Genomic DNA, 24,247 nt, shown 5'->3' with positions numbered 1-24,247 from the left:
CCTATGACTTTGTATTTTAAACCTCGTACCTACAAAACTCCTTTCGTACTCGGTAATACCATTTTTTCTACATCTCTTTTAACTGCCATTTTTATACTCTTAGCAAAGGCTTTAAAAATAGCTTCAATTTTATGATGCTCGTTGGTACCTTCGGCCTTAATATTCAAATTTGCTTTAGCTCCGTCAGTGAACGATTTAAAGAAATGATGAAACATTTCGGTAGGCATATCTCCTACCATTTCACGCTTAAAGTCTGCATCCCATACCAACCAATTTCGTCCTCCAAAATCGATCGCAGATTGTGCTAAACAATCATCCATTGGTAAACAGAATCCGTAACGTTCAATACCCAATTTATTTCCTAAGGCATTATGAAATACTTCACCAAGCGCAATGCCTGTATCTTCTATCGTATGGTGTTCATCAACTTCTAAATCTCCATTAACCTTAATGGTTAAATCCATCTGTCCATGACGCGCCAATTGATCCAGCATATGGTCAAAAAATGCTAATCCGGTTTTGATATCACTTTTACCGGTACCGTCAAGATTTAGTTTAATGGCAATATCGGTTTCATTGGTTTTTCTGTGCGTTTCAGAGGTTCTATCCTTCAGCTTTAAAAACTCATAAATTTTCTCCCAGTCATTATTTTCCAACGCGATATGGGCATCTAAAGCATCACGTTTTACTGTAATTTCACCAGTGCCTAAGTTAGTTTCATCATTTATAAAAATACCCTTTGCACCAAGGTTTTTTGCCAGTTCCATATCTGTTAAACGATCACCGATAACAAAGGAATTTTCCAAATCATAGGCTTCAGAAAAATAGTCTGTCAACAAGCCTGTACCCGGTTTTCTTGTGTTTGCATTTTCATGCGGAAAAGTGCGGTCTAAAAAGACCTTATCAAAAACGACTCCTTCATTTTCAAAAGATTTCATAATGAAATTATGGACAGGCCAAAACGTGTCTTCTGGAAAAACATCGGTACCCAAACCATCTTGATTGGTAATCATCACTAATTCATAATCAAGCTCTTTGGCAATTTTACCAAGAAAAGTAAAAGCCTTAGGGTAAAAAATCATTTTATCAAATGCATCTATCTGCTCATCAATAGTTTCCTTTATCATAGTACCGTCACGGTCTATAAACAAAACACGTTTTTTATTTTCCATATTAGATTGATAATGCTTTTAAAGCGGTAATTACACTATTATTTTCTTCGGATGTTCCTACGGTAAAACGCAACGTGTTTTCGCATAACGGTTGCGATGTACGGTTTCTAACCACAATTCCTTTTGATAGAAGTTGATTATAACGTTTTGTAGCGTCGTCTACTTTCGCCAAGATAAAATTAGCATCCGTAGGATATATTTTTGCAACAAAAGAAACAGTTTCTAATGTTTTAATCAGTTTTTCACGCTCATCTAAAATAGTTGCGACTTCTGCTTGTACCGATTTTTCATCGGATACTCTTTGTATCGCTCGCTCTTGCGTTAATTGATTTACGTTGTAGGGCGGTTTTATTTTATTGATAACAGCAATTATTTCTTCGGAAGCTAAACAGATCCCCAAACGAATACCTGCCATACCATAGGCTTTAGATAATGTTTGTGTCACGATCAAATTAGGAAACGCAGCAAGTTTGGAAGACCAACTTTCTTCTGATGAAAAATCAATATACGCTTCATCAATAACCACGAGTCCGTCAAAAGAATTTAATAGCTCCTCAATACTCTTAGAGGAAAGAATATTTCCCGTAGGATTGTTTGGTGAGCAAATAAACAGCAGTTTGGTATTCGCGTCAATAGTTTTCTTTATTTCAGAAACGTTTGGTTGAAATGCATCGGTTAGTAACACTTCCCTATTTTCAACTAAATTAATACCTGAAAGTACCTTGTACATACCATATGTCGGTGGTAATGTGATAATGTTATCTTCCTTAGGTTCACAGAACGCTCTAAAGAGTAAATCTAAAACTTCATCACTCCCATTACCCAAAAGGATGTTTTCTTCCTTAATTCCTTTCTTTTCGGCCAAAATAGTTTTTAAACCTCTCTGTTGTGGATCAGGATACCGATTGACTCCGTTTTCAAACGGATTCTCATTCGCATCTAAAAACACCATGGTCGAACCATCGGAAACATATTCATCGCGTGCAGACGAATACGGACTTAAGCCCTTCACGTTTTCTCTTGTTATGTTATCTAAATTGAAATTCATTACTTCATAATTAGGTCTCGACTGCTCTCGAACAGAAAATACTCTATTTTTCTAGGCTATTTAATCTTAAGGTTATCGCATTTTTATGTGCTTGTAAACCTTCCGCTTCAGCCATTAATTCAACGGCATTGCCAATTGCTTGAATGCCTTCTTTTGTGATTTTCTGGAACGTCATGCTTTTCATAAAACTATCTAAATTTACGCCGCTATATTGCTTTGCATAACCGTTTGTAGGTAAGGTATGATTGGTGCCAGAGGCATAATCTCCAGCGCTCTCGGGCGTATAATTCCCAATAAAAACAGAGCCTGCATTTTGAGTGTTATCTATATAAAAATCTTCATTAGCTACACATACAATATAGTGCTCAGGACCGTATTCATTAATTAAATCAATAGCTGTTTGGTCATCTTCAACATAGATGAGTTTACTATTTGCAATTGCTTGCCTCGCAATTTCTTTACGTGGTAGTTCTTCTAATTGCAGCGCTACTTCTTTCTCTACTGCCTCAATCATCGTTTTTGAAGTCGACACCAAAATAACTTGACTATCAATACCATGCTCAGCCTGACTCAATAAATCGGATGCTACAAAGGCAGCATTAGCCGTGTCATCAGCCACTACTAATAATTCTGAAGGACCAGCAGGCATATCTATAGCTACACCATATTTTGTTGCAATTTGTTTAGCAACGGTTACGTACTGATTTCCTGGCCCGAATATTTTATAAACTTGTGGAATGGATTCTGTACCAAAGGTCATACCGGCAATTGCTTGTATCCCTCCTACCTTTACTATTTTAGTAACACCACATAAATTCGCCGTGTATAGAATAGCAGGGTTCAACTTGCCTTCTTTATCAGGAGGAGAGCAAAGCACAATCTCATTACAACCCGCAATAGTAGCAGGTACCGCCAACATTAGTATGGTAGAAAACAAAGGTGCTGTGCCACCGGGAATATAAAGGCCTATTTTTTGAATAGGTCGTTTTTCTTGCCAGCAAGAAACTCCTTTGACAGTTTCGACTTCCACGCGACCAGTTTTCTGGGCTTTATGAAATACTTCGATGTTCGACTTAGCAAGTTGAATAGCAGATTTTAGCTCATCAGAAACTAAAGCTTTCGCTTCTTCAATTTCTACATCTGAAACCAACATATTCTCTAAAGAAACTTTATCAAATTGTTCGGTATACTTTTTTAATATACTGTCTCCATTCGCTTTAACTTCCTCAAAAATACTATTAACCAATCCTTCAATATCAGCCACAGTTTGGGTAGGACGTTTAAGAACATCTTTCCAATCTTTCTTTTGTGGGTTATATATTTTGTTCATTCTTTTAAAAATACGCTGCTAGTATTTGACTAAAAGCATTTAGAATTTAATTATTTGTATAGCTAAAAACCTATTTACAATACCATCTTCTCAATTGGGCAAACTAAAATTCCCTCAGCGCCAGCTTTTTTTAACTCATCGATAACTTCCCAAAATGAATCTTTTTTGATAACCGTGTGAACCGAGCTCCAACCTTCATCAGCTAAAGGAAGTACTGTTGGGCTTCTCATACCAGGTAGTAAACTTAATATTCCATCTAATTTTTCATTAGGGGCATTAAGTAATACATATTTCGAACCTCTAGCCCGTAATACAGACTGAATACGAAATTGTAATTTCTCTAATAACGCTTTTCTTTCTTCAGAAATTTTTGGTGAAACGGCTAACACAGCTTCACTTGTTAGCATTATTTCAACTTCCTTTAAATTGTTTTTAAACAACGTACTTCCACTAGAAACAATATCACAAATAGCATCAGCTAAACCAATATTTGGAGCAATTTCAACAGAACCACTAATAATATGTAAATCAGCATTAACACCTTTATCCTTTAAGTAATTGATTACCGTGTTTGGATATGATGTCGCTATTCTTTTACCTTCAAAATCTTGTATTGATTTATATTTAAAAGATTTTGGTACTGCTAGAGAAACTTTACATTTCGAAAAGCCTAGTTTCTCGGCGATTGAAATATCTTCTCCTTTTTCAATCAATACATTTTCTCCAATTATGGCGATGTCTACTACTCCGTCTCTCAAGTATTGAGGAATATCTCCGTTTCTTAAATAAAACACTTCCATAGGAAAGTTTCTTGAAGAAGCCTTAAGCTGGTCTTTACCATTATCAATGGAAATTCCGCAATCTTTTAAAATTTGAAGGGATTCTTCATTTAGTCTTCCCGATTTCTGAATAGCAATTCTAATTTTTGTCATTTATAATTTGTTGTGCTTAAACAATCAAAATTGGATTAAATACAAAACCCGTTTGATTGCTCAAACGGGTTTTTAAATATGTTGTACTACTACAATACATTCCTACCTCGCCAGAGCGTGAGTATGAATATGATGATGTGTAGTTCTGTTTTTCATTATAGTGTAAAAGTAAAAGGTATTTTCCATTTCACAAAACAAAAGTTTAAAATGAAACAAAAATAATTAACTACGTGTATTTAGTTATTACCTAAAATTAATGGAAGACCATCGCTACCACCTACAATTACCACTTTTGAATTTGGTGATTCCGCTAACTTTAAAGTAGCATCAATACCCTTATCCTTCAAGATTTGGTCATTTAACGACGCACTTAAGATACGGTTGGCATCAGCTTTACCTTGAGCTTCAATAGTAACTTTCTCAGCTTCCTTCTTAGCCGTAACCAATCTAAATTCATATTCCAAAGATTCTTGCTCTTGCTTCAATTTTCTCTCGATAGCATCTTTAATCGTTGGCGGTAAGGTTACATCTCTTACCAATATTTCATTCAATTGAATATACTGACCAGAAACTATTTTTTCAGTCTCGTCAAAAATCTCTTGTTGAATTGCATCCCTCTTACTCGAGTACAATTGTTCTGGCGTATAACGCCCAACAACTGAACGTGCTGCAGATCGTATTGTTGGCAACAATACCCTTTGTATATAATCTTGTCCTTTTTCTTGGTGTAGTTTACCTAAATCGCTACGTATTGGTTCAAACCAAGCCGATGCTTCCAATTTAATATCCAAACCATTACTAGACAAAACGTTCATTTGCTCAAGCACCTCTTGTTGTCGTACTTCATACACAGTAACTCTATTCCATGGTGCTACCATATGAAAACCCTCACCCATTGGTGCCTCATCGGTTACTACACCTCCACCAAATGTTTTATACAAAACACCTGCCTGACCTGAGTCAATGGTAACGGTAGATTTTGATATTCCTATAATCAATACAATAAAAATAAATATTGCTGGTAATGCAATCTTTGGTAATTTGTCCATTCGTTGTTTTTAAATTAATCCGTTATATTTTCTAATAAACCATTCTGCAGTAAAAGCAAAAATAATAATAGCTAAAAGAATTCTGAATTCAATCAAAGATACGATATTTTCAGCGTTTTTCTCTGTTGGAACGTAGGCATTGTCATCTATTAACTCCCTCTTTAAAGCTTCAATTTGTGAAGCATAAAATAGTTTCCCACCTGAGTTTAAGGCCAGTGACTCCATTTTTGCATTATCGCTCGATACAAATTGATTTTCCATGTCAAATTCTGTTATAACAAAAGAACCTGATTTGGTTTTAACTTCATTTTCCACGGACACTATAAACTCATATTGCCCAGCTATAAGATTTGATAAATCTGCTTCAAAATAGCCGTTCTTCAATACCATTGGTATACTTTGACCCTGCTTAGTTCTACTATTAACAACCTGAATTTCAACTTTTGCATTAGACTCAAATAAAAAAGCTTCATCAAAATAAGTTGCTGTAATAATTGTATTGCTACTACCTTCATAAACCTTCTCATAATCAACATTAAGGCGAGATTTATTTTTAGCACTAGTAAGATATCGTATTAGATTACCCATAAATTCATCAAACTTGATAAACTCACTAGTATTTCTATAGGTTTGTACACGCCATTTCCAAAAATTTTCACCAACTAAAAGCGCTTGTTTTTTAGCGTTATCCTCTAAAACTGCCAATAAGGGTTGTTGTATATTAAGCCCCTTAATCTGAGTACCTAATAATGCTTCATAAGGTTTTTGAAAAACAATGGGTCCGGCATCACTAAGTAATGGAGGAAAATCAGATAAATCAAATGCAGATATATCGTACTTTGAAAAAGCATTGTTCAATAAACCAAAAACTTCTTGTTGAGGATAACCGTTTTCAAATTCAAAGCCAATATTTGCTTCATTTAAATAGGAATAATCTGTATGCGAACCGGTGATTATAAAAGTATTAGCATTTCTAGTTTTGGCAAAATCCATGGTGCTTTTAAAACGTACTGTTGGTTGATAAAATATGAATAAATCAATTTCTTCTAAAACACGATTAGTTACGTTTGGTTTTAAGATAGATACTGTTCTTTGCTCGTTATTTTCAATCGATTTTTTAAGCGCTCCTAAATCTGGATGCAGAATATCGGATATCAAGGCGATTTTAGTTTTTTCATCAATAATTTCAATACTTGTAGATCTTCGATTATTCAAGATATTCCGCTCTTCTTGTAATTGAGATACTTCAACCACCAAATTTTTGATTCCGACAGAACTTGCATCAATTTCAATGTTGATAGTTTTAAAATTTGTTTTATTATTTAATTTTAAATTCTCTCTATGTATTACCTTATCGTTCATTTTCACGGACATCGTTGCTGTAATTGCAGTATTTCCTTGATAAGACACATAGGTTTCTAATGGAAATTTATTTTTTAAGAAGGCATATTTATTCGTTAATATTGGACCAACTGATAAATCTCGATACTTTGTAGTGTCTCCTAAAACAACGGTATATATTGTACTATTCGGGTCAGATTTAAAGTAACCATAATCTTGTCCGATCGTTTGATTCCCATCAGAAAACATAATAATAGCCGTCTGTTCGCGGGCATAAACTTCTTTCAATGCAGAAAGAGATTTGTAGATGTTTGTATTCTTATCTTTTAATGTTAGACTATCAAGAACACCTAAGTCACTACCAAATTTATAACTGTCTATTTTAAATCTATTTGATATTTCTTCGGATGAATATAATTCCGAAATCAAAGCTTTAAGTTCACTACCACTTTCAGATAACGAAGCTGTATTATCTGCTAATATTACCAAATAAGGCTTTTCTAAACTATAAGATTTTTGAGAGAATTGAGGGTTGATAAGCAAAACAAGTAACCCAAATATTGCTATAAATCGTAAAAAGGCTAAGAGCAAATACACTTTACCTTTAGCCTTTTGTTTGTAGATATATTGAAATGTAACAATAACCAAAGCAACAATAGCAGCAAGAATGATATACAATACTGTTATGGTTTCCATGGATAGATACTATTATGTTTTATTGGAATCGTAAAACAAACGGTTTACCGATTATTATTAAATGAATTAGGTTAACATTCCGCCATCAACATTCAAAACCTGACCTGTTACATAACCAGATAAATCTGAAGCAAAGAAAAGACACGCATTAGCAATATCTTCTGTAGAACCACCACGTTTTAATGGAATACCATCTCTCCAACCCTGAACAGTTTTTGCATCTAGCTTTTCAGTCATTTCTGTTTCAATAAAACCTGGTGCGATAGCATTGCATCTAATATTTCTTGAACCCAATTCTAGTGCTACTGATTTTGTAAATCCAATCATACCAGCCTTTGAAGCAGCATAATTTGTCTGACCCGCATTACCTTTTACTCCAACAACACTACTCATATTGATAATAGAGCCACTACGTTGTTTTAATAAGGTACGTTGAACCGCTTTGGTCATATTAAAAACGGATTTTAAGTTGATATCGATAACCGCATCAAAATCTGCTTCAGACATACGCATTAGAAGATTATCTTTCGTGATACCGGCATTGTTGATTAGAACATCTATTCTGCCTCCAAAATCCTCTAAAACCTTAGCAACTAATTCTTCTGCTTCTTGAAAACTAGCGGCATTACTTTTGTAAGCTTTAGCATTTACACCTTTAGCTTTCAATTCTTTCTCTAATTCAAGTGCAGGGGCTTCGCTTGAACTGTATGTAAAAGCAATATTTGCTCCATGGTCAGCAAATACTTGTGCGATACCCATTCCTATTCCCCTACTTGCTCCTGTAATAATTACGTTTTTATCTTCTAATAATCTCATAAGTCAACTATTTACTTAGGTAGTTTACCAAATATACCTTTTGTTTGAATTATAGGCTAAAAAAAATCCCGCTACAAACGGGATTTTATATGAATAATATGAGTTCTTAACCCATTACTTCTTTTACTTTCAATCCTATTTCAGCAGGAGAATCAACAACGTGAATTCCACATTCACGCATAATTCGTTTCTTAGCCTGTGCTGTATCATCGCTACCACCAACAATTGCACCAGCATGCCCCATGGTTCTACCAGCAGGAGCAGTTTCACCAGCGATAAAACCAACAACTGGTTTTTTACTACCACTTGCTTTGTACCATAGAGCTGCATCAGCTTCTAATTGTCCACCAATTTCACCGATCATTACTACACATTTAGTCTCTGGATCATTAATTAAAAGCTCTACCGCTTCTTTTGTAGTAGTTCCAATAATTGGATCGCCACCAATACCAATAGCAGTTGTAATACCTAAACCTTGACGAACAACTTGATCTGCAGCTTCATAAGTCAACGTACCAGACTTGGACACGATACCAACATTTCCTTTTTTGAAAACAAAACCTGGCATAATACCAACCTTCGCTTCACCCGGAGTAATAACACCAGGACAGTTAGGGCCGATTAAGCGACAATCTCTACTCTTTATATAATTAGCAACCATTACCATATCGGCAACTGGTATACCTTCTGTAATTGTAATAATAACTTTGATACCTGCATCAGCAGCTTCCATTATTGCATCAGCAGCAAATGCTGGCGGTACAAATATAATAGTTGTATCAGCTCCTACTTTTTCAACAGCTTCAGAAACCGTATTGAAAACTGGCTTCCCTAAATGCTCTTGTCCTCCTTTACCTGGAGTAACACCACCTACGATATTAGTCCCGTACTCAATCATTTGCTCGGCATGAAAAGTACCTTCACTACCAGTGAAACCCTGTACGATTATTTTGGAATCCTTATTTACTAATACACTCATACTACTGTAGTTTTATTTTTAACAGAACAAAAATATAGGTTTGTTAATGAATTTTAAAGCATTAACACGCTTATTTCTTGTCCATATTTTTAATTATTTCTGGAATCTTCTTTATATATGCTAATTGTTTCAATTTTTCACGAGATTCTTCTATTGGAGTACCAAAATAACTCTTGCCGCCGGCCACTGATTTTGTAACACCTGTTTGCCCCATAATTACCGCGTTTTTACCAATAGTAATGCCGCTATTGGTACCTACTTGCCCCCATAACGTTACTTCATCTTCAATAATAACACAACCTGCAATACCTGTTTGGGATGCTATTAAGCATTTTTCTCCAATCACGGTATCATGCCCAACGTGCACTTGATTGTCCAATTTTGAACCGAACCCAATAGTGGTATCTCCCGTCACCCCCCTATCAATAGTACACAGTGCACCAATGTCAACATTGTTTTTCAAAACAACTCTTCCACCAGAAATCAATTTATCAAAACCTTCGGGACGTTTTTTGTAATAAAAAGCATCTCCACCCAAAACACTACCGGCATGAATAGTTACATTATCACCTATAACACAATTATCGTAAATGGATACATTAGAATGTATTAAACAATTATCACCAATGGTTACATTGTTCCCTATAAAAGTATTCGGCTGTATAACAGTATTTTTTCCGATTTTAGCAGTAGCTGAAATGGAATGATTATTAGGAACAAATGGTTGAAAGAATGTGGTAAGTTTATTGAAATCACGAAAAGGATCATCTGAAATCAACAATGCTTTACCTTCTGGACAATCGACATTTTTATTGATTAATATTACTGTTGCCTTAGACTTCAAGGCTTTATCATAATATTTCGGATGGTCAACAAATACAATATCTCCATTCTGAACTACGTGTATTTCGTTCATTCCCAAAACAGGAAAATCATCATTACCCACATAAGTACTCGAAATAATATCGGCAATTTGCTTTAACGAAAATATAGTAGGAAACTTCAATTGCTAAATTTGATTAGTAATTAATTACACGTTTGATTACTCCTTAACACGTTCCATATAAGAACAAGTAGAAGTATCAACTTTTATCTTATCTCCTTCGTTGATAAACAATGGTACATTTACTTCTGCTCCTGTTTCTACCGTTGCTGGTTTAGTTGCATTTGTTGCCGTATTACCTTTAACGCCTGGTTCTGTATACGTTACTTCTAATACAACACTTGCAGGCATATCTACAGATAATGGCATGCTATCTTCTGTATTGAACAAAATCGTAACAATTTCTCCTTCTTTTAATAAACCTGGTGCATCTAAAGAACTTTCTTGCAAAGTGATTTGATTATAATCATCGGTATTCATAAAATGATACGTTTCACCTTCAGGATATAAATATTGATAAGAACGTGTTTCTACTCTAACATCCTCAATTTTATGACCTGCAGAAAAAGTATTATCCAATACTTTACCACTAGTAACACTCCTTAATTTTGTTCGCACAAAAGCAGGACCTTTACCTGGTTTAACGTGTAAAAACTCAATTATTTTATAAATATCATTATTGTATCGAATACATAGTCCTTTTCGTATATCTGATGTAGATGCCATTAGTATATTTTATTAATGTTGTTAACTTTTATTAGTCTGGAATGTGGTCTAGTTATTACTAAAATAACCTTTCATTATACCTCGTTGAGAATCGCGTATAAATTGTAGAATTTCGTCACGTTCTGGAGTAGCTTCCATTTCGGCCTCTATAATCTGAACCGCTTGTGTATTATTATAATTCTTTTGATATAGAATTCTATAAATATTCTGAATCTCTCTAATTTTATCAGAAACAAACCCACGTCTTCTTAATCCCACAGAATTTATACCAACATAGGACAATGGTTCTCTTGCCGCTTTTACATATGGTGGCACATCCTTTCTAACTAAAGACCCACCAGTAACAAAAGCATGTTGACCAACAGATACAAATTGATGTACAGCTACTAACCCTGCTAATATTACATTATCACCTATAGTAACATGACCAGCCAAAGTTGAATTGTTAGAAAATATACAGTTATCACCTACCAAACAATCATGCGCTATATGACAGTACGCCATAATTAGGCAGTTTTTTCCAATAACCGTTTTCATACGGTCAGAAGTACCTTTATGTATTGTTGCACATTCCCTTATAGTGGTATTATCCCCTATAATTACTGTAGTATCCTCATTATCATATTTTAAATCTTGGGGAGCAGCAGAAATAACCGCTCCTGGGAAAATATTACAATTTTTTCCAATGCGCGCACCTTCCATTATTGTTACATTAGACCCTATCCATGTTCCATCACCGATGGTCACATTATTGTGAATAGTAGTAAAGGGTTCAACTACAACGTTTTTGGAAATTTTAGCACCCGGATGTATATAAGCCAAAGGTTGATTCATACTAAGTTCTTTTAACTATTTGCGCCATTAATTCTGCTTCACTAACCAATTTATCATTTGCATAGGCATATGCTTGCATATGACAGATACCTCTTCTAATTGGTGTAATTAAACTACAATGGAAAATTAATGTATCGCCTGGTAATACTTGTCTTTTAAATTTCACTTTATCTATTTTCATAAATAAGGTTAAATAATTTTCTGGATCAGGAACGGTGCTCAGTACTAAAATACCACCTGTTTGTGCCATAGCTTCAACTTGAAGTACACCAGGCATTACAGGTGCTCCAGGAAAGTGACCAGTGAAAAATGGTTCATTCATAGTCACATTTTTCATACCTACTACATGCTCTTCAGAAAGTTCAATGATACGATCTATTAACAAAAATGGTGGTCTATGAGGTAACATATCCATAATCTTATGGATATCCATCAATGGAGGCAAACTTAAATCGTATTTCGGAACTTTATTTCGCTTTTCTAATTTAATGATTTGCGCAAGTTTCTTTGCAAATTGGTTATTTACATAATGACCAGGTTTATTAGCAATAACCTTACCTCGTATTCGTGTACCAATTAAGGCCAAATCGCCTATAACATCTAAAAGTTTATGTCTTGCCGCTTCATTAGGCTGATGTAATGTAAGATTATCTAAAATACCATTAGCCTTTACAGAAAGTTTCTTTTTGTCAAAGGCTTTTTCTAGTTTCCGCATAGTAGCTTCAGAAATTTCCTTATCCACATAAACGATAGCATTATTTAAATCTCCTCCTTTAATAAGTCCGTTTTCTAAAAGCATTTCTAACTCATGAAGGAAACTAAAGGTACGAGCATTAGAAATTTCAGATTTAAAATCCGAAATTCTATCTAAGGTAGCGTTTTGAGTACCTAAAACTTTGGTTCCGAAATCTACCATAGTCATCACCTGATACTCATCAGATGGGATTATAGTTATTTCACTACCGGTTTTATCATCCCTAAAGGTGATTACTTCTTTAACAATATATTCTTCGCGAACAGCATCTTGCTCAACGATTCCGGCATTTTCTAACACCTCTACAAAGAACTTAGAAGAACCATCCATAATTGGAGGCTCTGCCGCATTCAATTCAATTAATACATTATCAATTTCTAGTCCTACTAAAGCTGCCAAAACATGCTCAGAAGTTTGAATTTTCACACCATTCTTTTCCAAATTGGTGCCTCTTTGTGTATTTATCACAAGGTTGGCATCAGCAGGTATAATAGGCTCTCCCTCTAAGTCTACCCTTTTAAATGCATAGCCATGGTTTTCGCTTGCCGGTAAAAACTTAATAGTAACATTGCTTCCAGTATGTAATCCAACTCCTGTTAGACTTACCTCTTTACTAATTGTCCTTTGTTTGTTATTTGTTGTACTCATCGTCAGTCCTTCTTTTCTAAAGTGTCGATTCTACTAATTATTCTTGATAGGTTCTTAAAATGAACATATGATTTGTTGTAATCTCCATAATTTAAAGCAGGAGATCCTTGTAAAATTTCATGGTCTTTCACATTTCTACCGATACCAGATTGGGCTTGTATTTTCACAAAATCACCGATAACAATATGGCCAACAATACCTACTTGACCACCAATCATGCAGTGTTTTCCAATTTTGGTTGAGCCTGCAATACCTGTTTGAGCAGCAATTACTGTATGCTCACCTATTTCAACGTTATGTGCGATTTGTATTTGGTTATCTAATTTTACACCTTTTCTTAAAATGGTAGATCCCAATGTTGCACGATCTATAGTAGTACCAGCACCAACATCTACATTATCTTCTAAAATCACATTACCTGTCTGTGGTACTTTTGTAAATTCCCCTTCCTCATTAGGCGTAAAGCCAAATCCGTCTGCTCCAAGAACTACTCCACTGTGTACAACACAATTATTACCAATGATGGTTTCTGAATATATTTTAGCACCTGCAAAGATTATAACGTTATTACCAACTGTTACATTGTCGCCAATATAGACGTTAGGGTAAACCTTTACATTATCTCCTAATTTTACATTATTACCTAAATAAGCAAAAGCACCTAAATAGACATCAGACCCATATATTGCACTATCTGATTTAAAAATGGGCTGCTCTATTCCTGTCTTATTATTCTTAACTTGGTTATAATACTCCAGTAATTTTGAGAATGATTTATAGGCATCTTCAACCTTAATCAAAGTTGTTGTAAGGCTTTGCTCAGGAATAAAGCTTTTATTAACAATAGTAATTGAAGCTTTGGTCTTATAGATAAAAGAGGTGTATTTAGGATTTGCCAAAAAGGTAATTGAACCTTCTTCTCCTTCTTCAATTTTAGCAAGTTTGTGCACTGCTATCTCTGGATTACCATGTACTTCTCCTTCTAAAATACCTGCAATCTGACCTGCTGTAAATTTCATGAGCGTAAAAGTAAGAAAAATAGTTAAACTGCCTCTTTCGGGTAGCACATATAATATTTGGTCACAGTTTTAGAAAGGGCATTCAAATTAAGGTGATCCGATAACTTAGCAACATCTGTTATTTTTCCGTTTTTCTTCAAAATATTTATATTCTGATACTCCCTATCATATGCCTTATTTTTTAACTCACCTTTAAAGACAAAATAAGATGTTTCTTCATCTGTAAGGCTATATAATTTTTTTACTTTAATAAATTTTGATTTAAACTTAGTTTCATTAATAGGCTCTTTCTTGACTTTTATATGTAATAGTTTCCTATTAATAATCATTTCGCAAAGTGACGACAGTACAAAATCACTTGAATATTGCCAATCTTTTAATGCTGCAAGAATATCAATATCGTCTAGTTTAGCGAACTTCGCCAAGGTATCTCTATCAAAATTACTTTTATCGATATGATGAGTTAGAAAATAACCAAGTGCCTCACTACAATTTAAAATTTCACCTTTCTCAATGAGATATCGGGCTCTTTTTAAAATGCAAATTAGTAATCGCTCTGCTACAACAGCAGTTTTATGTAAATACACTTGCCAATACATAAAACGTCTGGCCATTAGAAATTTCTCTACAGAATAAATACCTTTTTCCTCAACAACAAGATTACCGTCTACTACATTTAACATTGTTATTAAACGTTCAGCATTAGTGTTACCTTCAGCAACGCCAGTATAAAAACTATCTCTTTTCAAATAATCTAATCGGTCCATGTCTAACTGACTTGAAACCAACTGATTTAAAAATTTTTTTGGGTGCTTACCAGTGAATATGGAGATGGCTTCCGTTAAACTTCCGTTAAATCGCTCATTGAGTTCTTCCATAAACTGAAGCGATATAAACTCATGACTTACTCCTTCTACGATACTATGTTCCATAGCATGCGAGAAAGGACCATGCCCTATATCATGTAAAAGAATGGCACTTAAAAGTCCGTCAGATTCTGACTGAGTAACTTCAACGCCTTTAAAACGAAGAACTTGTATGGCTTTCTGCATTAAATACATACAGCCTAACGCATGATGAAAACGAGTATGATGAGCACCAGGATATACCAAATAGGATAACCCCATTTGCGATATTCTTCGTAGCCTTTGAAAATAAGGATCAGCAATGAGGTCGAATACTAACGTATTGGGAATTCTAATAAATCCGTAAATTGGATCATTAAAGATTTTCAGTTTGTTTGATGTCTTCAAGATAGATTTGTCTTTTCTGAAATTAACATTTCAAAGTTATACAAAAGCATCAGCATAGAATTTGATTATCGTCAAATAATAATTCAATGAACAAGATAAAAATATTATGGGTAGATGATGAAATCGATTTACTCAAACCTCATATCATTTTTTTAGAAGCCAAAAATTATATTGTTATCACCTGCAAAAGTGGTCAGGAAGCATTAGAAGAGTTAGCGGAAACCAGAGTCGATATAGTTTTCCTTGATGAAAATATGCCTGGTATATCTGGCTTAGAAACACTTTCAGAAATTAAAATCATTAACAGTTCTTTGCCGGTAGTAATGATTACCAAGAGTGAAGAAGAATTTATAATGGAAGAAGCTATCGGTTCAAAAATAGCCGATTACCTTATAAAACCAGTAAACCCAAACCAAATTCTCCTTTCTCTCAAAAAAAATCTGGATCATTCTAGATTAATTTCTGAAAAAACCACCAGTAATTACCAACAGGAATTCAGAAAAATTGCGATGGACCTTTCTATGGTGAATAGCTATCAAGAATGGGCCGATTTATATAAAAAATTGATTTACTGGGAATTACAGTTAGAAGAAATTGAGGACAGCGGTATGTTCGAAATACTTGAATCTCAAAAAACCGAAGCCAATCAACAATTCGGGAAATTTGTAGAGCGCAACTACACTGATTGGTTCACTGATGTAGATGCGCCTGTAATGTCACATACACTGTTTAAAGAATGGATTGCTCCAGAGATAAAGGATCAAAAAACCTTACTGATTGTTGTAGATAATTTACGTTATGATCAGTGGTATGCTTTTGAAGACACGGTCAACTCATTTTATAAAAAGAAAAAAGAAGAATCTTATTGTAGTATTTTACCAACAGCCACACAATACGCCCGAAATGCTATATTCTCAGGGCTAACACCTCTTGATATGGAAAAAAAATATCCAGATTGGTGGAAAAACGATACGGAAGAAGGAGGTAAAAATTTATTTGAAGATAAATTTTTAGATGAGCAACTAAAGCGATTAGGACTTGATTTAAAATGGGAATACCATAAAATAAGTAGTTTAAAACAAGGTAAACATTTAAGTCAAAATTTTAAAGGCCAAAAAGATAACGACCTAACCGTAATCGTTTATAATTTTGTAGATATGTTATCTCACTCCAAAACTGAAATGGAGGTCATAAAAGAATTGGCATCTAATGATAAATCGTATCGCTCATTAACAACAAGTTGGTTTAAAAACTCGCCAATGTTAGAAATTATTCAACAAGCACAGACCTTGGGAATGAAATTAATTATAACAACTGACCATGGCACTATAAATGTAAAATCACCATCAAAGGTGGTTGGTGATCGTGAAACAAGCTTAAACTTAAGATATAAAACAGGAAGAAGTCTTACCTATGAAAAGAATGATGTCTTCGCTGCTAAAGATCCAAAATCAATTTATTTGCCTAGTATAAATATGAGTAGTTCTTATATTTTTGCGAAAAATGATTTGTTTTTTGCCTATCCGAACAACTATAACCATTACGTAAGTTACTATAGAAATACATATCAACACGGAGGTGTATCTCTTGAAGAAATGATTATACCTTTTGTAGTTTTAGAACCTAAATAAAATTATAATATGGAATTCATTTATACTGAAAGTGAATTAAAAATCTTTTAACGAAATTGAGTCGTTAGCACCTAATTTTAAGGAGCAAATCCCTACATATAAATATGAAGGGATTTTAAATAATTGCTTGAACTGATAGAAAATTAAAAATTAATATTCTATATACCTTAGGATTTTAAATTGGTTTTATAAATATTTCGATTTCTCAAAATTACCTCCATCCGTAAACAGAACCAAATAAGTTAGCATAAGCGAAAAGAAAATTTCTAACACCTCTACCAGCCGAACAACCAGAGCATCCATCTGGATCTGACCCTCCTCCTTCGCAATTTAATTGTTCTTTTAAAGTCAATTTTTTTATCTTATAATTTTCCAAATTTTTCATAATTTTATTTTTAAATTTAATTAACACTTAACATGTTTCTTAGCATTTTTTTTAAATAATAAACCAAACCTTAAAAAAACTAATATCTAAAAAAACAAAATTGCAATAAGCCTAGTGCAAATTTGTAGATATCATTATTAAAATTATAATGGTTGACGAAGAGATTATAAATTCTAAATTAGGGCCTGCATGTTTAAAGCTATCAGGCCCATAGATAGAATATGATTTAAAATCAAAATATTATTATACTTTATAACCTTTAAATTCCATTATTTTCATAAGGATTAAAAAAACCATTAAAAAAACTTGTGAATATGTTCAACAATAACAGTATGCCTATTATAAATCCAATAATGTATAATATTAATTTTAATTTTTTCATCTCTAATTATTTAAATATTATTCAACAACAATTGCCTCCAAATAGTCCACTAAAAAAACCACCAACCCATTGACCGGCATCTTCGTAACCTTTCATCAATTTATCTACAGTACTTCCTCCTCCAGAAATTTTAAGTAACTCCTTTGAGCTTAATTCTATATAATTTTTCATACTTATCTATTATTTTTATTTAACAACATTCATCTACTTCATTACATTCATACGGGTAACATATACCTGAATAAAATGCAATAAATATATCCATTAATCCACCACCTGAAATATCTTTCATTTCAGATTCATTTAGTACTTCTATTTGATAATTTTTCATGTTTTTCATATTTTACACAATTTATTTATACATTCCAGCGGTTCCACTTAAATTACCAGATCCTGCCCATGCGGCAAAAAAAGAGGAAATTGCTTCTCTTAACGCTCTACCTGAAGAGCATCCTGAACAACCGTCAGGATCAGAACCCCCTCCATTTAAAACTATCATCTCTTTTAAAGATAAATTTTTCATTTGTGAATTTTTCATTTTAAATTATTTTATTAAACATTTGAACTTTGCATTTAAAACCTAAGTTAACCTAGCGCGCTGTTTTAAATACATTTTAAAGATGCAAACTAGCACTCTCAATTTTTGCGAGTCTCAAAACAAAAATGTTAAAATTTTGAAAGTACCTGCAAATTTTTATAGTTGGCGCCACCAGAAAGGTTACGTTCTTCATGAGCGTCTAAATCTTGTACATAAAAACCACATTTAAACTTAGCTATTTCGGTATAAATATAGCTTTGCCTTGAAATGTCGTAACAAACCGGGGCATTCATTTCTTTCATGGTTTCAATTATTCTAAAAATAGTAGCCTGTGAGACTTCTAAACGTTCAGCCAATTGCTTAGGTGCACCTGTTGCTTTTAGCCTTATCAATTGATCTACTCTTTCTAGTAATGCTATCTGTTTTGTCAGTTGTTTCATATATAATACGTTTAACTAGCTGATTTTAGTTTAAAACTGATTCTCGGCAATTGCTGTCTCCACAGTTTATAATAGCTTTGTTTTGAAGTGTATAGTTTTTCATGAGAACCTTGCTCTATTATCTTGCCTTTGTCCAATACCACAATAGTGTCCGCATTTACCACCGTACTTAATCTATGTGCAATTAGAATAATAGTCTTGTTCTTTTGTCGTAATTGGTCAATTGTTTTTTGTACAAAAGTTTCAGAACCACTGTCTAAAGAAGAGGTTGCTTCATCTAATACCAAAATTTCGGGTTGTTTATATAAGGCCCTAGCAATTGCAATACGTTGTTTTTGACCTCCACTTAAAGCTGCACCATTTTCCCCTAAATACGTACCAAAACCATTAGGCAAAGTTTCTATAAAATCTAGAATACCAATATCTGAGCAGATTTCCATAATCCTTTCCATATTGGGTTGTAATTCACCTACGGCAATATTCTCGATAACATTACCGGCAAACAAGTCAATCTTTTGGGGAACTACTGCTACAAGCTTACGTAAACTTTCATTATCTACATATCTTAGGTTGGTCTGCCCAAATGAAATATTGCCCTTACTAATGGCGTAAATATTTTGCAACAACGAAACCAAAGTGCTTTTACCTGACCCACTTTCACCTACAAAAGCCGTAATTTCTCCTTTTTTAATCTTTAGATTAAAGTCTTTAAAAACCTCTACACGAGTACCATAATTAAAAGCTACATTTTCAAAAATGATATCCCCTATTTTTTCTTTAGTAAGTATTATTTTTTCACCTGATTCTTCTCGCTCCAAATCTAATATTTCAAATAGTCGTTCTGCAGCAATCAATGCATTTTGAATTTCTTTATTCGCCCCAATTAAACTTACTAATGGCCCCGTGAAATAGCCGATTATAGCGTAGAAAGATAAAAGTTCACCAGGTGTAATTTCTTTTTCAATAACAAACCCAGCTCCTACCCATAGAAGAACAATGACAAATATTTGTGAAATAGTGTTAGAAGATGTTCCTGAAAAAATAGAATTCAAAGCAGATTTATACCCTGTGTTTAAGAGTTTAATAAATTTTGTTTCTGTTTTTAGGTTTGCAAACCCCTCAAGACCAAAACGTTTAATAGTACCTACAGAATTTATAGACTCTACCAATTGGCTTTCTAAAGCTGCCGCGTCTTCCATTACCTTGCGCTCTACCTTCTTGTTCAGCTTATTAACTACCCAATAAATTAAAATATAAATAGGGATAATAACAGCCATAATTAAAGCCAACTTCCAATAATAGGTAAACATTAAAACAAATGAGAAAATTACAATTAGCACATTTACTGTTAAAGAAAGCGCTACCCCATTAATAAAGTTCCTAATTTTTACCGCATCACCTATTCTAGAGATGATTTCTCCAACCCGCATGGTATCAAAAAACTGTTGAGGTAGTTTTAATAGATGCTTGTAATAACCTAAAATTAATCTAGCATCTATTTGTTGCCCGGTTTTTATTAAAAACACATCTTTGAACACCCCTATCAGTACTTTTGCTAAAAGTAGCACCACCATGGCTATACTTAATAAATTCAAAAGCTTTGTATTCCCATCAATAAGTACGTAATCAGTAATTTTCTGAATGTAAATAGAGGTTGAAAAACCCAATAAAGTATAGACAACTGCACCAATAAATGCCTGAACCAATACTGTTTTGTGAGGTTTTAACAGATACCAAAAACGCTTATAAACAGATACTTTTTCATTTCCTATTTTAAAATCTTGATTTGGAACTAACAAAACAAGTACTCCTGTCCATTCTTTTTTAAAATCTTCATGCGTTCTTTTCTCCATTTTACCCCTCCCTGGATCCATAACTATCACATGTGTTTTTGTTATACCATATACTACTATATAATGATGAAGTTTTTCTTTAACAATTACATGTGCAATGGCAGGCTTTGGTATTTTAAATAAACTCTCAAAATCGCCCCGAACACCCTTAGCATCAAAACCTAATTTTTCTGCTGCTTTTATTAATCCAAAAACATTGGTTCCTTTTTTATCTGTACCTGCATACTGTCTTATACGTGCAATTGGGAAATTTAATTTGAAATGTGCTGAAATAGATGCTAAACAAGCTGCACCACAATCAGTAATATCATGCTGTTTTATAGTTTTTTTTGCCATAATTATTTATTTACTGCTAATTTATCTCCATTTCCAGGGTTTAACCAATCATCCATTTTATCGTAAAGTAATTCATAAAGGGTACGCTCTGTTATTTCAAATCGGGCATTTAAGGTCATTCCTTTACCGATTTCCCTCTTATAACCATTCTTTAATTTCAAATGCTTCTGATTAATTTTACATTGAATTTTATAGAAAGGTTGATTGTCCATAAATTCCACGTCATCTGCTATTCTAATAATATTGCCTGTAGCTAAACCCCATTGGTTATAGTTAAATGCATCTATTTGAAAACTAACCACTTTTGACTTATCAATGAGTCCAATATCTTTAGGTGATATATAACATTCAGCAATGAGTTCTGTATCTGGTGTTATTTCACCCAATTGTACACCTGCATTTACAAAACTACCATCGTTAAGGCTAGTAGAATTAATTAAAGTACCATTAACTGGAGCAGTAATTACATAGCTTTTTTTATTGTTTAATACTTGTTTAATATTGTTTTGTAAATCGAATAACAGATTATTCGATTCAGTCAAAGTCGCTTGCCAAGAATTAATTGAATTTTTTTGAAATTGATGTAAAGCGTTATTTGCTAAATCAAATTCTAATTTACTATTGTCAAATTCTACCTTTGCAATTACTCCTTTAGAAAGTAGTTTAGTATTTCTCTGGAAATCAATTTTTATCTTTTTGATTTTCGTGTAATGTTCTGATAATACGGCATAGTATCGAATGATTTCCTTTTTATACTTAGGTGTAATTAACCTATTCAAATCAGTTCTCTTGCCTAAAACAATTTTTTCAAGGTCTAAAACTTCATTTTTCAAAACCTCAATCTTTCTTTCGTTAAGAATTATTTGCTCATCTAAAACACTCGTTTGAAGAATTAATAGAGTATCACCTATTTTAATTATTTTATTATTTTCAATTGAATTATATATTACTTTTCCCGAGTTTATACTGGTTATAGCCATTCTATCTTTACTTGGCTTTATAAAACCTCTTGCAGAACTAAAAATCGAAATATTAATGAACGGTAATGAAGCTAATGAACCAACCAACAATAAGAGTATGAGACCATAAATAAATTTACTCCTAATAGTATTTTTGGGAATAAAATATTGAGTTGTATGCTCTATAATTTCTTTCGGAAAAATTTCTTTCATGATAAAGCACTTTAACTTGTTAGTAATTAAAACCTGTTAAAACAAATTTTAGAACCCATTCAATTATTAAAATGAAATTTAGTTTACCAAAAACTAAGCACGTTTTAGCCGAAACCAACAAAATTACTAGACCAAAATAGACTTCGCTCTTATATTGATTTTTAGTAAAATTTTTAATCTTAGTAACGGGTATTTGACTTTTTATGAGGGTATAATGCATCTTACATAATTTCAATTCAAACATATAGAATATTTTCTATATATAAAAATATTAATAGAGAAATAATTCTCTATTAATGATGCTTATCATCGATAATACTTAGTAAACACATTAATTAAACAAAATATATTATCTTTGTAAAATATTCACAAAACAGAGAAAGTTTCCTCTACCTATGTTTAAAACAATAGATCGATTAATGAAGTTTATAACCTACGCTGGCTTAAGCGCTAGGCAATTTGACTTATCTATTGGTGCTGCAAATGGGTATACGTTGCGCATGAGAAAGAACAATGCCTCAATTGGGAGCGATGTTATTGAAAATATATTAAAAGTGTACCCCCAGCTTAGTGTAGAATGGTTGATTACCGGCGAGGGTGAAATGTTGAAGGAGAAAAAAGAATTTTCCTTAGATTTTGAAAAATTATCACCAAATCGTCAACTTGAAATTGAAAATATTATAGAACAAAAAATTAAAGCGAAACACCAATTGGAGTTAAAGCAATTACTCAAAGAGGTGACTGAAGAAATTTCAAAAAAACAGAAAAATAATAAATAGAATTTAATTAAAATTATTCATTTATATTTTTAAGTAATATTTCTCGTAAACGGAGTAGTTCCATAATTTCTTTATTTTCAGAAATAACTTCTCCACCTTTTATTTTTTTAAGTTCAATTTTAGATTTCTCAACGATTTCGTTTTTATATTCTTCGGAATTTAGAATTTCTTCAACTTTTCTTTTTATTTCGTGTTTGGACTCAAGGATATTTTTAGCATAACTTACTTTTTTATCTAAATAAAGAACTATAGCTATAACGATAAAAAGCCAAGGGGCTGCATAGTAAAATGATGTCTCATCAACCTTGTCCGCCATTTGAAACCCCTCCCAAAGTTGAAATACAGTTAGCAAAATTGGCGATAATAAAGCGTATCTCCACCAATTTGGTGAGGTGAAAAACCATATCAAAATCGGAATTAATAAAGCTATCTTAATAGCAAAAAAATACATAGCAGCTTCTACATCAGTAAAACCAAAAGGTTCTTTTCCAAAACCAATAATTTTTGAAGTATTCGGAAATTTATAAAAAATATAATAGTCAAAATATAATGTACAGACCGAAATTATAATTGCAGTTATGAAAAAATAGTCCCATTTGCTAATATCATCATTTCTAAATCCATTTTTTGTTTTAATCGTTTCAGCAATTTGATCTTCTAATTGTACAAGTATTTTTAAGTAATCTTTATGTTCAACATATGTTTTTTCTGATAAAACATTAATTATATTTTCATGATTTAAATCTTTAATTTTCTTCAATTCAATTGAATTATGAAGTCCCGTTTTAAAATATTTTCTAAGTAAATATTTTAGAAGTAGTACTATAAGAATTAAAGTCCCCGAGATTAATAAAGAGTATAATAATAATTGAATATTCTCCTTATTAGAAAACTTATATCTAATTATATTATCAACCCATGGAAAAAATGCTAATAATATTACCCAGCGCCACCAATAATTACACTCTATATACCAAATAGAGAATAGTATAATTGGTATTATTGCCACAAGTATTATATATACATAAGTTTGATTCGAAGGAAAACCATGTTCATAGGAAAATCCATATATAGTTAATTTGTTTGCAACATTATCAACCATTAAATGTGTAAATAACAAAAGAGGCAATACTAAAATCAAAAAAGCAATTAGTATACCCTTGATATTAATCTTGTTACTAAGTTGATTCATTGTAAATCGTAGTTTAATGAGAGAAAACTTACTTTTATCAATAATAGTTACAAAAGAAG

The 24,247-nt window shown here is 32.9% G+C and carries 24 protein-coding genes; 2 read left to right on the top strand and 22 right to left on the bottom strand.

Annotation, left to right across the window (positions count from 1 at the left end; all coding sequences use genetic code 11):
* Positions 1-29: 29 nt before the first annotated feature.
* The 14 genes from hisB to AAC084_RS11870 form a co-directional block, all read right to left on the bottom strand.
* Positions 30-1,172, bottom strand: a complete 1,143-nt coding sequence (hisB, locus tag AAC084_RS11935; RefSeq protein ID WP_339840429.1) for a bifunctional histidinol-phosphatase/imidazoleglycerol-phosphate dehydratase HisB — start codon at positions 1,170-1,172, stop codon at positions 30-32.
* 1 nt (position 1,173) lies between these two features.
* Positions 1,174-2,220: a histidinol-phosphate transaminase gene (gene hisC / locus AAC084_RS11930; RefSeq protein ID WP_339840428.1), complete on the bottom strand. Its 1,047-nt coding sequence runs from the start codon at positions 2,218-2,220 to the stop codon at positions 1,174-1,176.
* A 43-nt stretch (positions 2,221-2,263) separates the two neighbouring features.
* Positions 2,264-3,550 carry a histidinol dehydrogenase gene (hisD, locus tag AAC084_RS11925; RefSeq protein WP_339840427.1) on the bottom strand — a complete coding sequence of 429 codons (1,287 nt, stop codon included), beginning with the start codon at positions 3,548-3,550 and terminating at the stop codon, positions 2,264-2,266.
* Positions 3,551-3,624: 74 nt separating this feature from the next.
* Positions 3,625-4,482 (bottom strand): ATP phosphoribosyltransferase, encoded by an 858-nt coding sequence (hisG, locus tag AAC084_RS11920; protein ID WP_339840426.1) that lies wholly within the window; start codon positions 4,480-4,482, stop codon positions 3,625-3,627.
* Between the two features lie 236 nt (positions 4,483-4,718).
* Complete coding sequence (locus AAC084_RS11915; protein ID WP_339840425.1) at positions 4,719-5,531, bottom strand: prohibitin family protein; 813 nt, start codon at positions 5,529-5,531, stop codon at positions 4,719-4,721.
* Between the two features lie 9 nt (positions 5,532-5,540).
* On the bottom strand, positions 5,541-7,568 hold the full coding sequence (locus AAC084_RS11910; RefSeq protein WP_339840424.1) for a VWA domain-containing protein: 2,028 nt from the start codon (positions 7,566-7,568) through the stop codon (positions 5,541-5,543).
* A gap of 66 nt (positions 7,569-7,634) precedes the next feature.
* A complete protein-coding gene (fabG, locus tag AAC084_RS11905; protein WP_339840423.1) occupies positions 7,635-8,384 on the bottom strand; it encodes a 3-oxoacyl-[acyl-carrier-protein] reductase in 750 nt (249 codons plus the stop codon).
* 106 nt (positions 8,385-8,490) lie between these two features.
* Positions 8,491-9,363: a succinate--CoA ligase subunit alpha gene (gene sucD, locus AAC084_RS11900; RefSeq protein ID WP_339840422.1), complete on the bottom strand. Its 873-nt coding sequence runs from the start codon at positions 9,361-9,363 to the stop codon at positions 8,491-8,493.
* Between the two features lie 70 nt (positions 9,364-9,433).
* On the bottom strand, positions 9,434-10,369 hold the full coding sequence (locus tag AAC084_RS11895; protein ID WP_339840421.1) for a UDP-3-O-(3-hydroxymyristoyl)glucosamine N-acyltransferase: 936 nt from the start codon (positions 10,367-10,369) through the stop codon (positions 9,434-9,436).
* A gap of 36 nt (positions 10,370-10,405) precedes the next feature.
* Positions 10,406-10,972 carry an elongation factor P gene (gene efp, locus AAC084_RS11890; protein ID WP_339840420.1) on the bottom strand — a complete coding sequence of 189 codons (567 nt, stop codon included), beginning with the start codon at positions 10,970-10,972 and terminating at the stop codon, positions 10,406-10,408.
* A gap of 48 nt (positions 10,973-11,020) precedes the next feature.
* Positions 11,021-11,806 carry an acyl-ACP--UDP-N-acetylglucosamine O-acyltransferase gene (lpxA, locus tag AAC084_RS11885; RefSeq protein WP_339840419.1) on the bottom strand — a complete coding sequence of 262 codons (786 nt, stop codon included), beginning with the start codon at positions 11,804-11,806 and terminating at the stop codon, positions 11,021-11,023.
* A gap of 1 nt (position 11,807) precedes the next feature.
* A complete protein-coding gene (locus tag AAC084_RS11880) occupies positions 11,808-13,208 on the bottom strand; it encodes a bifunctional UDP-3-O-[3-hydroxymyristoyl] N-acetylglucosamine deacetylase/3-hydroxyacyl-ACP dehydratase (RefSeq protein ID WP_339840418.1) in 1,401 nt (466 codons plus the stop codon).
* Positions 13,209-13,210: 2 nt separating this feature from the next.
* On the bottom strand, positions 13,211-14,227 hold the full coding sequence (gene lpxD, locus AAC084_RS11875; RefSeq protein ID WP_339840417.1) for a UDP-3-O-(3-hydroxymyristoyl)glucosamine N-acyltransferase: 1,017 nt from the start codon (positions 14,225-14,227) through the stop codon (positions 13,211-13,213).
* Between the two features lie 23 nt (positions 14,228-14,250).
* A complete protein-coding gene (locus tag AAC084_RS11870) occupies positions 14,251-15,480 on the bottom strand; it encodes an HD domain-containing protein (protein ID WP_339840416.1) in 1,230 nt (409 codons plus the stop codon).
* Positions 15,481-15,566: 86 nt separating this feature from the next.
* On the opposite strand from AAC084_RS11870, the gene AAC084_RS11865 reads away from it, so the two are divergent.
* The gene (locus AAC084_RS11865; RefSeq protein WP_339840415.1) at positions 15,567-17,111 is read left to right on the top strand and encodes a PglZ domain-containing protein; all 1,545 of its coding nucleotides are present in this window, start codon (positions 15,567-15,569) and stop codon (positions 17,109-17,111) included.
* A gap of 211 nt (positions 17,112-17,322) precedes the next feature.
* On the opposite strand, the gene AAC084_RS11860 is transcribed toward AAC084_RS11865, so the two are convergent.
* The 7 genes from AAC084_RS11860 to AAC084_RS11830 form a co-directional block, all read right to left on the bottom strand.
* Positions 17,323-17,496 carry a hypothetical protein gene (locus AAC084_RS11860; protein ID WP_339840414.1) on the bottom strand — a complete coding sequence of 58 codons (174 nt, stop codon included), beginning with the start codon at positions 17,494-17,496 and terminating at the stop codon, positions 17,323-17,325.
* 403 nt (positions 17,497-17,899) lie between these two features.
* Positions 17,900-18,049 carry a hypothetical protein gene (locus AAC084_RS11855; protein WP_339840413.1) on the bottom strand — a complete coding sequence of 50 codons (150 nt, stop codon included), beginning with the start codon at positions 18,047-18,049 and terminating at the stop codon, positions 17,900-17,902.
* A 19-nt stretch (positions 18,050-18,068) separates the two neighbouring features.
* Positions 18,069-18,209, bottom strand: a complete 141-nt coding sequence (locus AAC084_RS11850) for a hypothetical protein (protein ID WP_339840412.1) — start codon at positions 18,207-18,209, stop codon at positions 18,069-18,071.
* A 21-nt stretch (positions 18,210-18,230) separates the two neighbouring features.
* Positions 18,231-18,401 carry a hypothetical protein gene (locus AAC084_RS11845; protein ID WP_339840411.1) on the bottom strand — a complete coding sequence of 57 codons (171 nt, stop codon included), beginning with the start codon at positions 18,399-18,401 and terminating at the stop codon, positions 18,231-18,233.
* Between the two features lie 143 nt (positions 18,402-18,544).
* Entirely contained in the window at positions 18,545-18,856 is a 312-nt protein-coding gene (locus AAC084_RS11840; protein ID WP_339840410.1) for an HTH domain-containing protein, read from the bottom strand.
* A gap of 11 nt (positions 18,857-18,867) precedes the next feature.
* Entirely contained in the window at positions 18,868-21,045 is a 2,178-nt protein-coding gene (locus AAC084_RS11835) for a peptidase domain-containing ABC transporter (protein WP_339840409.1), read from the bottom strand.
* Positions 21,046-21,047: 2 nt separating this feature from the next.
* Positions 21,048-22,217 carry an HlyD family efflux transporter periplasmic adaptor subunit gene (locus AAC084_RS11830; RefSeq protein ID WP_339840408.1) on the bottom strand — a complete coding sequence of 390 codons (1,170 nt, stop codon included), beginning with the start codon at positions 22,215-22,217 and terminating at the stop codon, positions 21,048-21,050.
* A 419-nt stretch (positions 22,218-22,636) separates the two neighbouring features.
* Between AAC084_RS11830 and AAC084_RS11825 the strand changes: the two genes are divergently transcribed.
* Positions 22,637-22,996, top strand: coding sequence for a hypothetical protein (locus tag AAC084_RS11825; RefSeq protein WP_339840407.1), 360 nt, complete (start codon positions 22,637-22,639; stop codon positions 22,994-22,996).
* Between the two features lie 13 nt (positions 22,997-23,009).
* Here the strand turns inward: AAC084_RS11825 and AAC084_RS11820 are convergent, their stop codons facing one another.
* Positions 23,010-24,188, bottom strand: a complete 1,179-nt coding sequence (locus AAC084_RS11820; RefSeq protein ID WP_339840406.1) for a hypothetical protein — start codon at positions 24,186-24,188, stop codon at positions 23,010-23,012.
* Positions 24,189-24,247 lie beyond the last annotated feature (59 nt).

This window comes from uncultured Maribacter sp. (assembly GCF_963977385.1).
Taxonomy (GTDB): Bacteria; Bacteroidota; Bacteroidia; order Flavobacteriales; family Flavobacteriaceae; genus Maribacter.
The sequence above is the reverse complement of the archived record's forward strand: the minus strand, read 5'-3'. Positions and strand labels throughout refer to the sequence as shown.

Coding starts and splice junctions, on each gene's coding strand:
- hisB (WP_339840429.1), bottom strand. CDS start 1,172: ATGGAAAATAAAAAACGTGTTTTGTTTATAGACCGTGACGGTACTATG.
- hisC (WP_339840428.1), bottom strand. CDS start 2,220: ATGAATTTCAATTTAGATAACATAACAAGAGAAAACGTGAAGGGCTTA.
- hisD (WP_339840427.1), bottom strand. CDS start 3,550: ATGAACAAAATATATAACCCACAAAAGAAAGATTGGAAAGATGTTCTT.
- hisG (WP_339840426.1), bottom strand. CDS start 4,482: ATGACAAAAATTAGAATTGCTATTCAGAAATCGGGAAGACTAAATGAA.
- AAC084_RS11915 (WP_339840425.1), bottom strand. CDS start 5,531: ATGGACAAATTACCAAAGATTGCATTACCAGCAATATTTATTTTTATT.
- AAC084_RS11910 (WP_339840424.1), bottom strand. CDS start 7,568: ATGGAAACCATAACAGTATTGTATATCATTCTTGCTGCTATTGTTGCT.
- fabG (WP_339840423.1), bottom strand. CDS start 8,384: ATGAGATTATTAGAAGATAAAAACGTAATTATTACAGGAGCAAGTAGG.
- sucD (WP_339840422.1), bottom strand. CDS start 9,363: ATGAGTGTATTAGTAAATAAGGATTCCAAAATAATCGTACAGGGTTTC.
- efp (WP_339840420.1), bottom strand. CDS start 10,972: ATGGCATCTACATCAGATATACGAAAAGGACTATGTATTCGATACAAT.
- lpxA (WP_339840419.1), bottom strand. CDS start 11,806: ATGAATCAACCTTTGGCTTATATACATCCGGGTGCTAAAATTTCCAAA.
- AAC084_RS11880 (WP_339840418.1), bottom strand. CDS start 13,208: ATGAGTACAACAAATAACAAACAAAGGACAATTAGTAAAGAGGTAAGT.
- lpxD (WP_339840417.1), bottom strand. CDS start 14,227: ATGAAATTTACAGCAGGTCAGATTGCAGGTATTTTAGAAGGAGAAGTA.
- AAC084_RS11865 (WP_339840415.1), top strand. CDS start 15,567: ATGAACAAGATAAAAATATTATGGGTAGATGATGAAATCGATTTACTC.
- AAC084_RS11860 (WP_339840414.1), bottom strand. CDS start 17,496: ATGAAAAATTTGGAAAATTATAAGATAAAAAAATTGACTTTAAAAGAA.
- AAC084_RS11855 (WP_339840413.1), bottom strand. CDS start 18,049: ATGAAAAATTATATAGAATTAAGCTCAAAGGAGTTACTTAAAATTTCT.
- AAC084_RS11850 (WP_339840412.1), bottom strand. CDS start 18,209: ATGAAAAATTATCAAATAGAAGTACTAAATGAATCTGAAATGAAAGAT.
- AAC084_RS11845 (WP_339840411.1), bottom strand. CDS start 18,401: ATGAAAAATTTATCTTTAAAAGAGATGATAGTTTTAAATGGAGGGGGT.
- AAC084_RS11840 (WP_339840410.1), bottom strand. CDS start 18,856: ATGAAACAACTGACAAAACAGATAGCATTACTAGAAAGAGTAGATCAA.
- AAC084_RS11835 (WP_339840409.1), bottom strand. CDS start 21,045: ATGGCAAAAAAAACTATAAAACAGCATGATATTACTGATTGTGGTGCA.
- AAC084_RS11830 (WP_339840408.1), bottom strand. CDS start 22,217: ATGAAAGAAATTTTTCCGAAAGAAATTATAGAGCATACAACTCAATAT.
- AAC084_RS11825 (WP_339840407.1), top strand. CDS start 22,637: ATGAAGTTTATAACCTACGCTGGCTTAAGCGCTAGGCAATTTGACTTA.
- AAC084_RS11820 (WP_339840406.1), bottom strand. CDS start 24,188: ATGAATCAACTTAGTAACAAGATTAATATCAAGGGTATACTAATTGCT.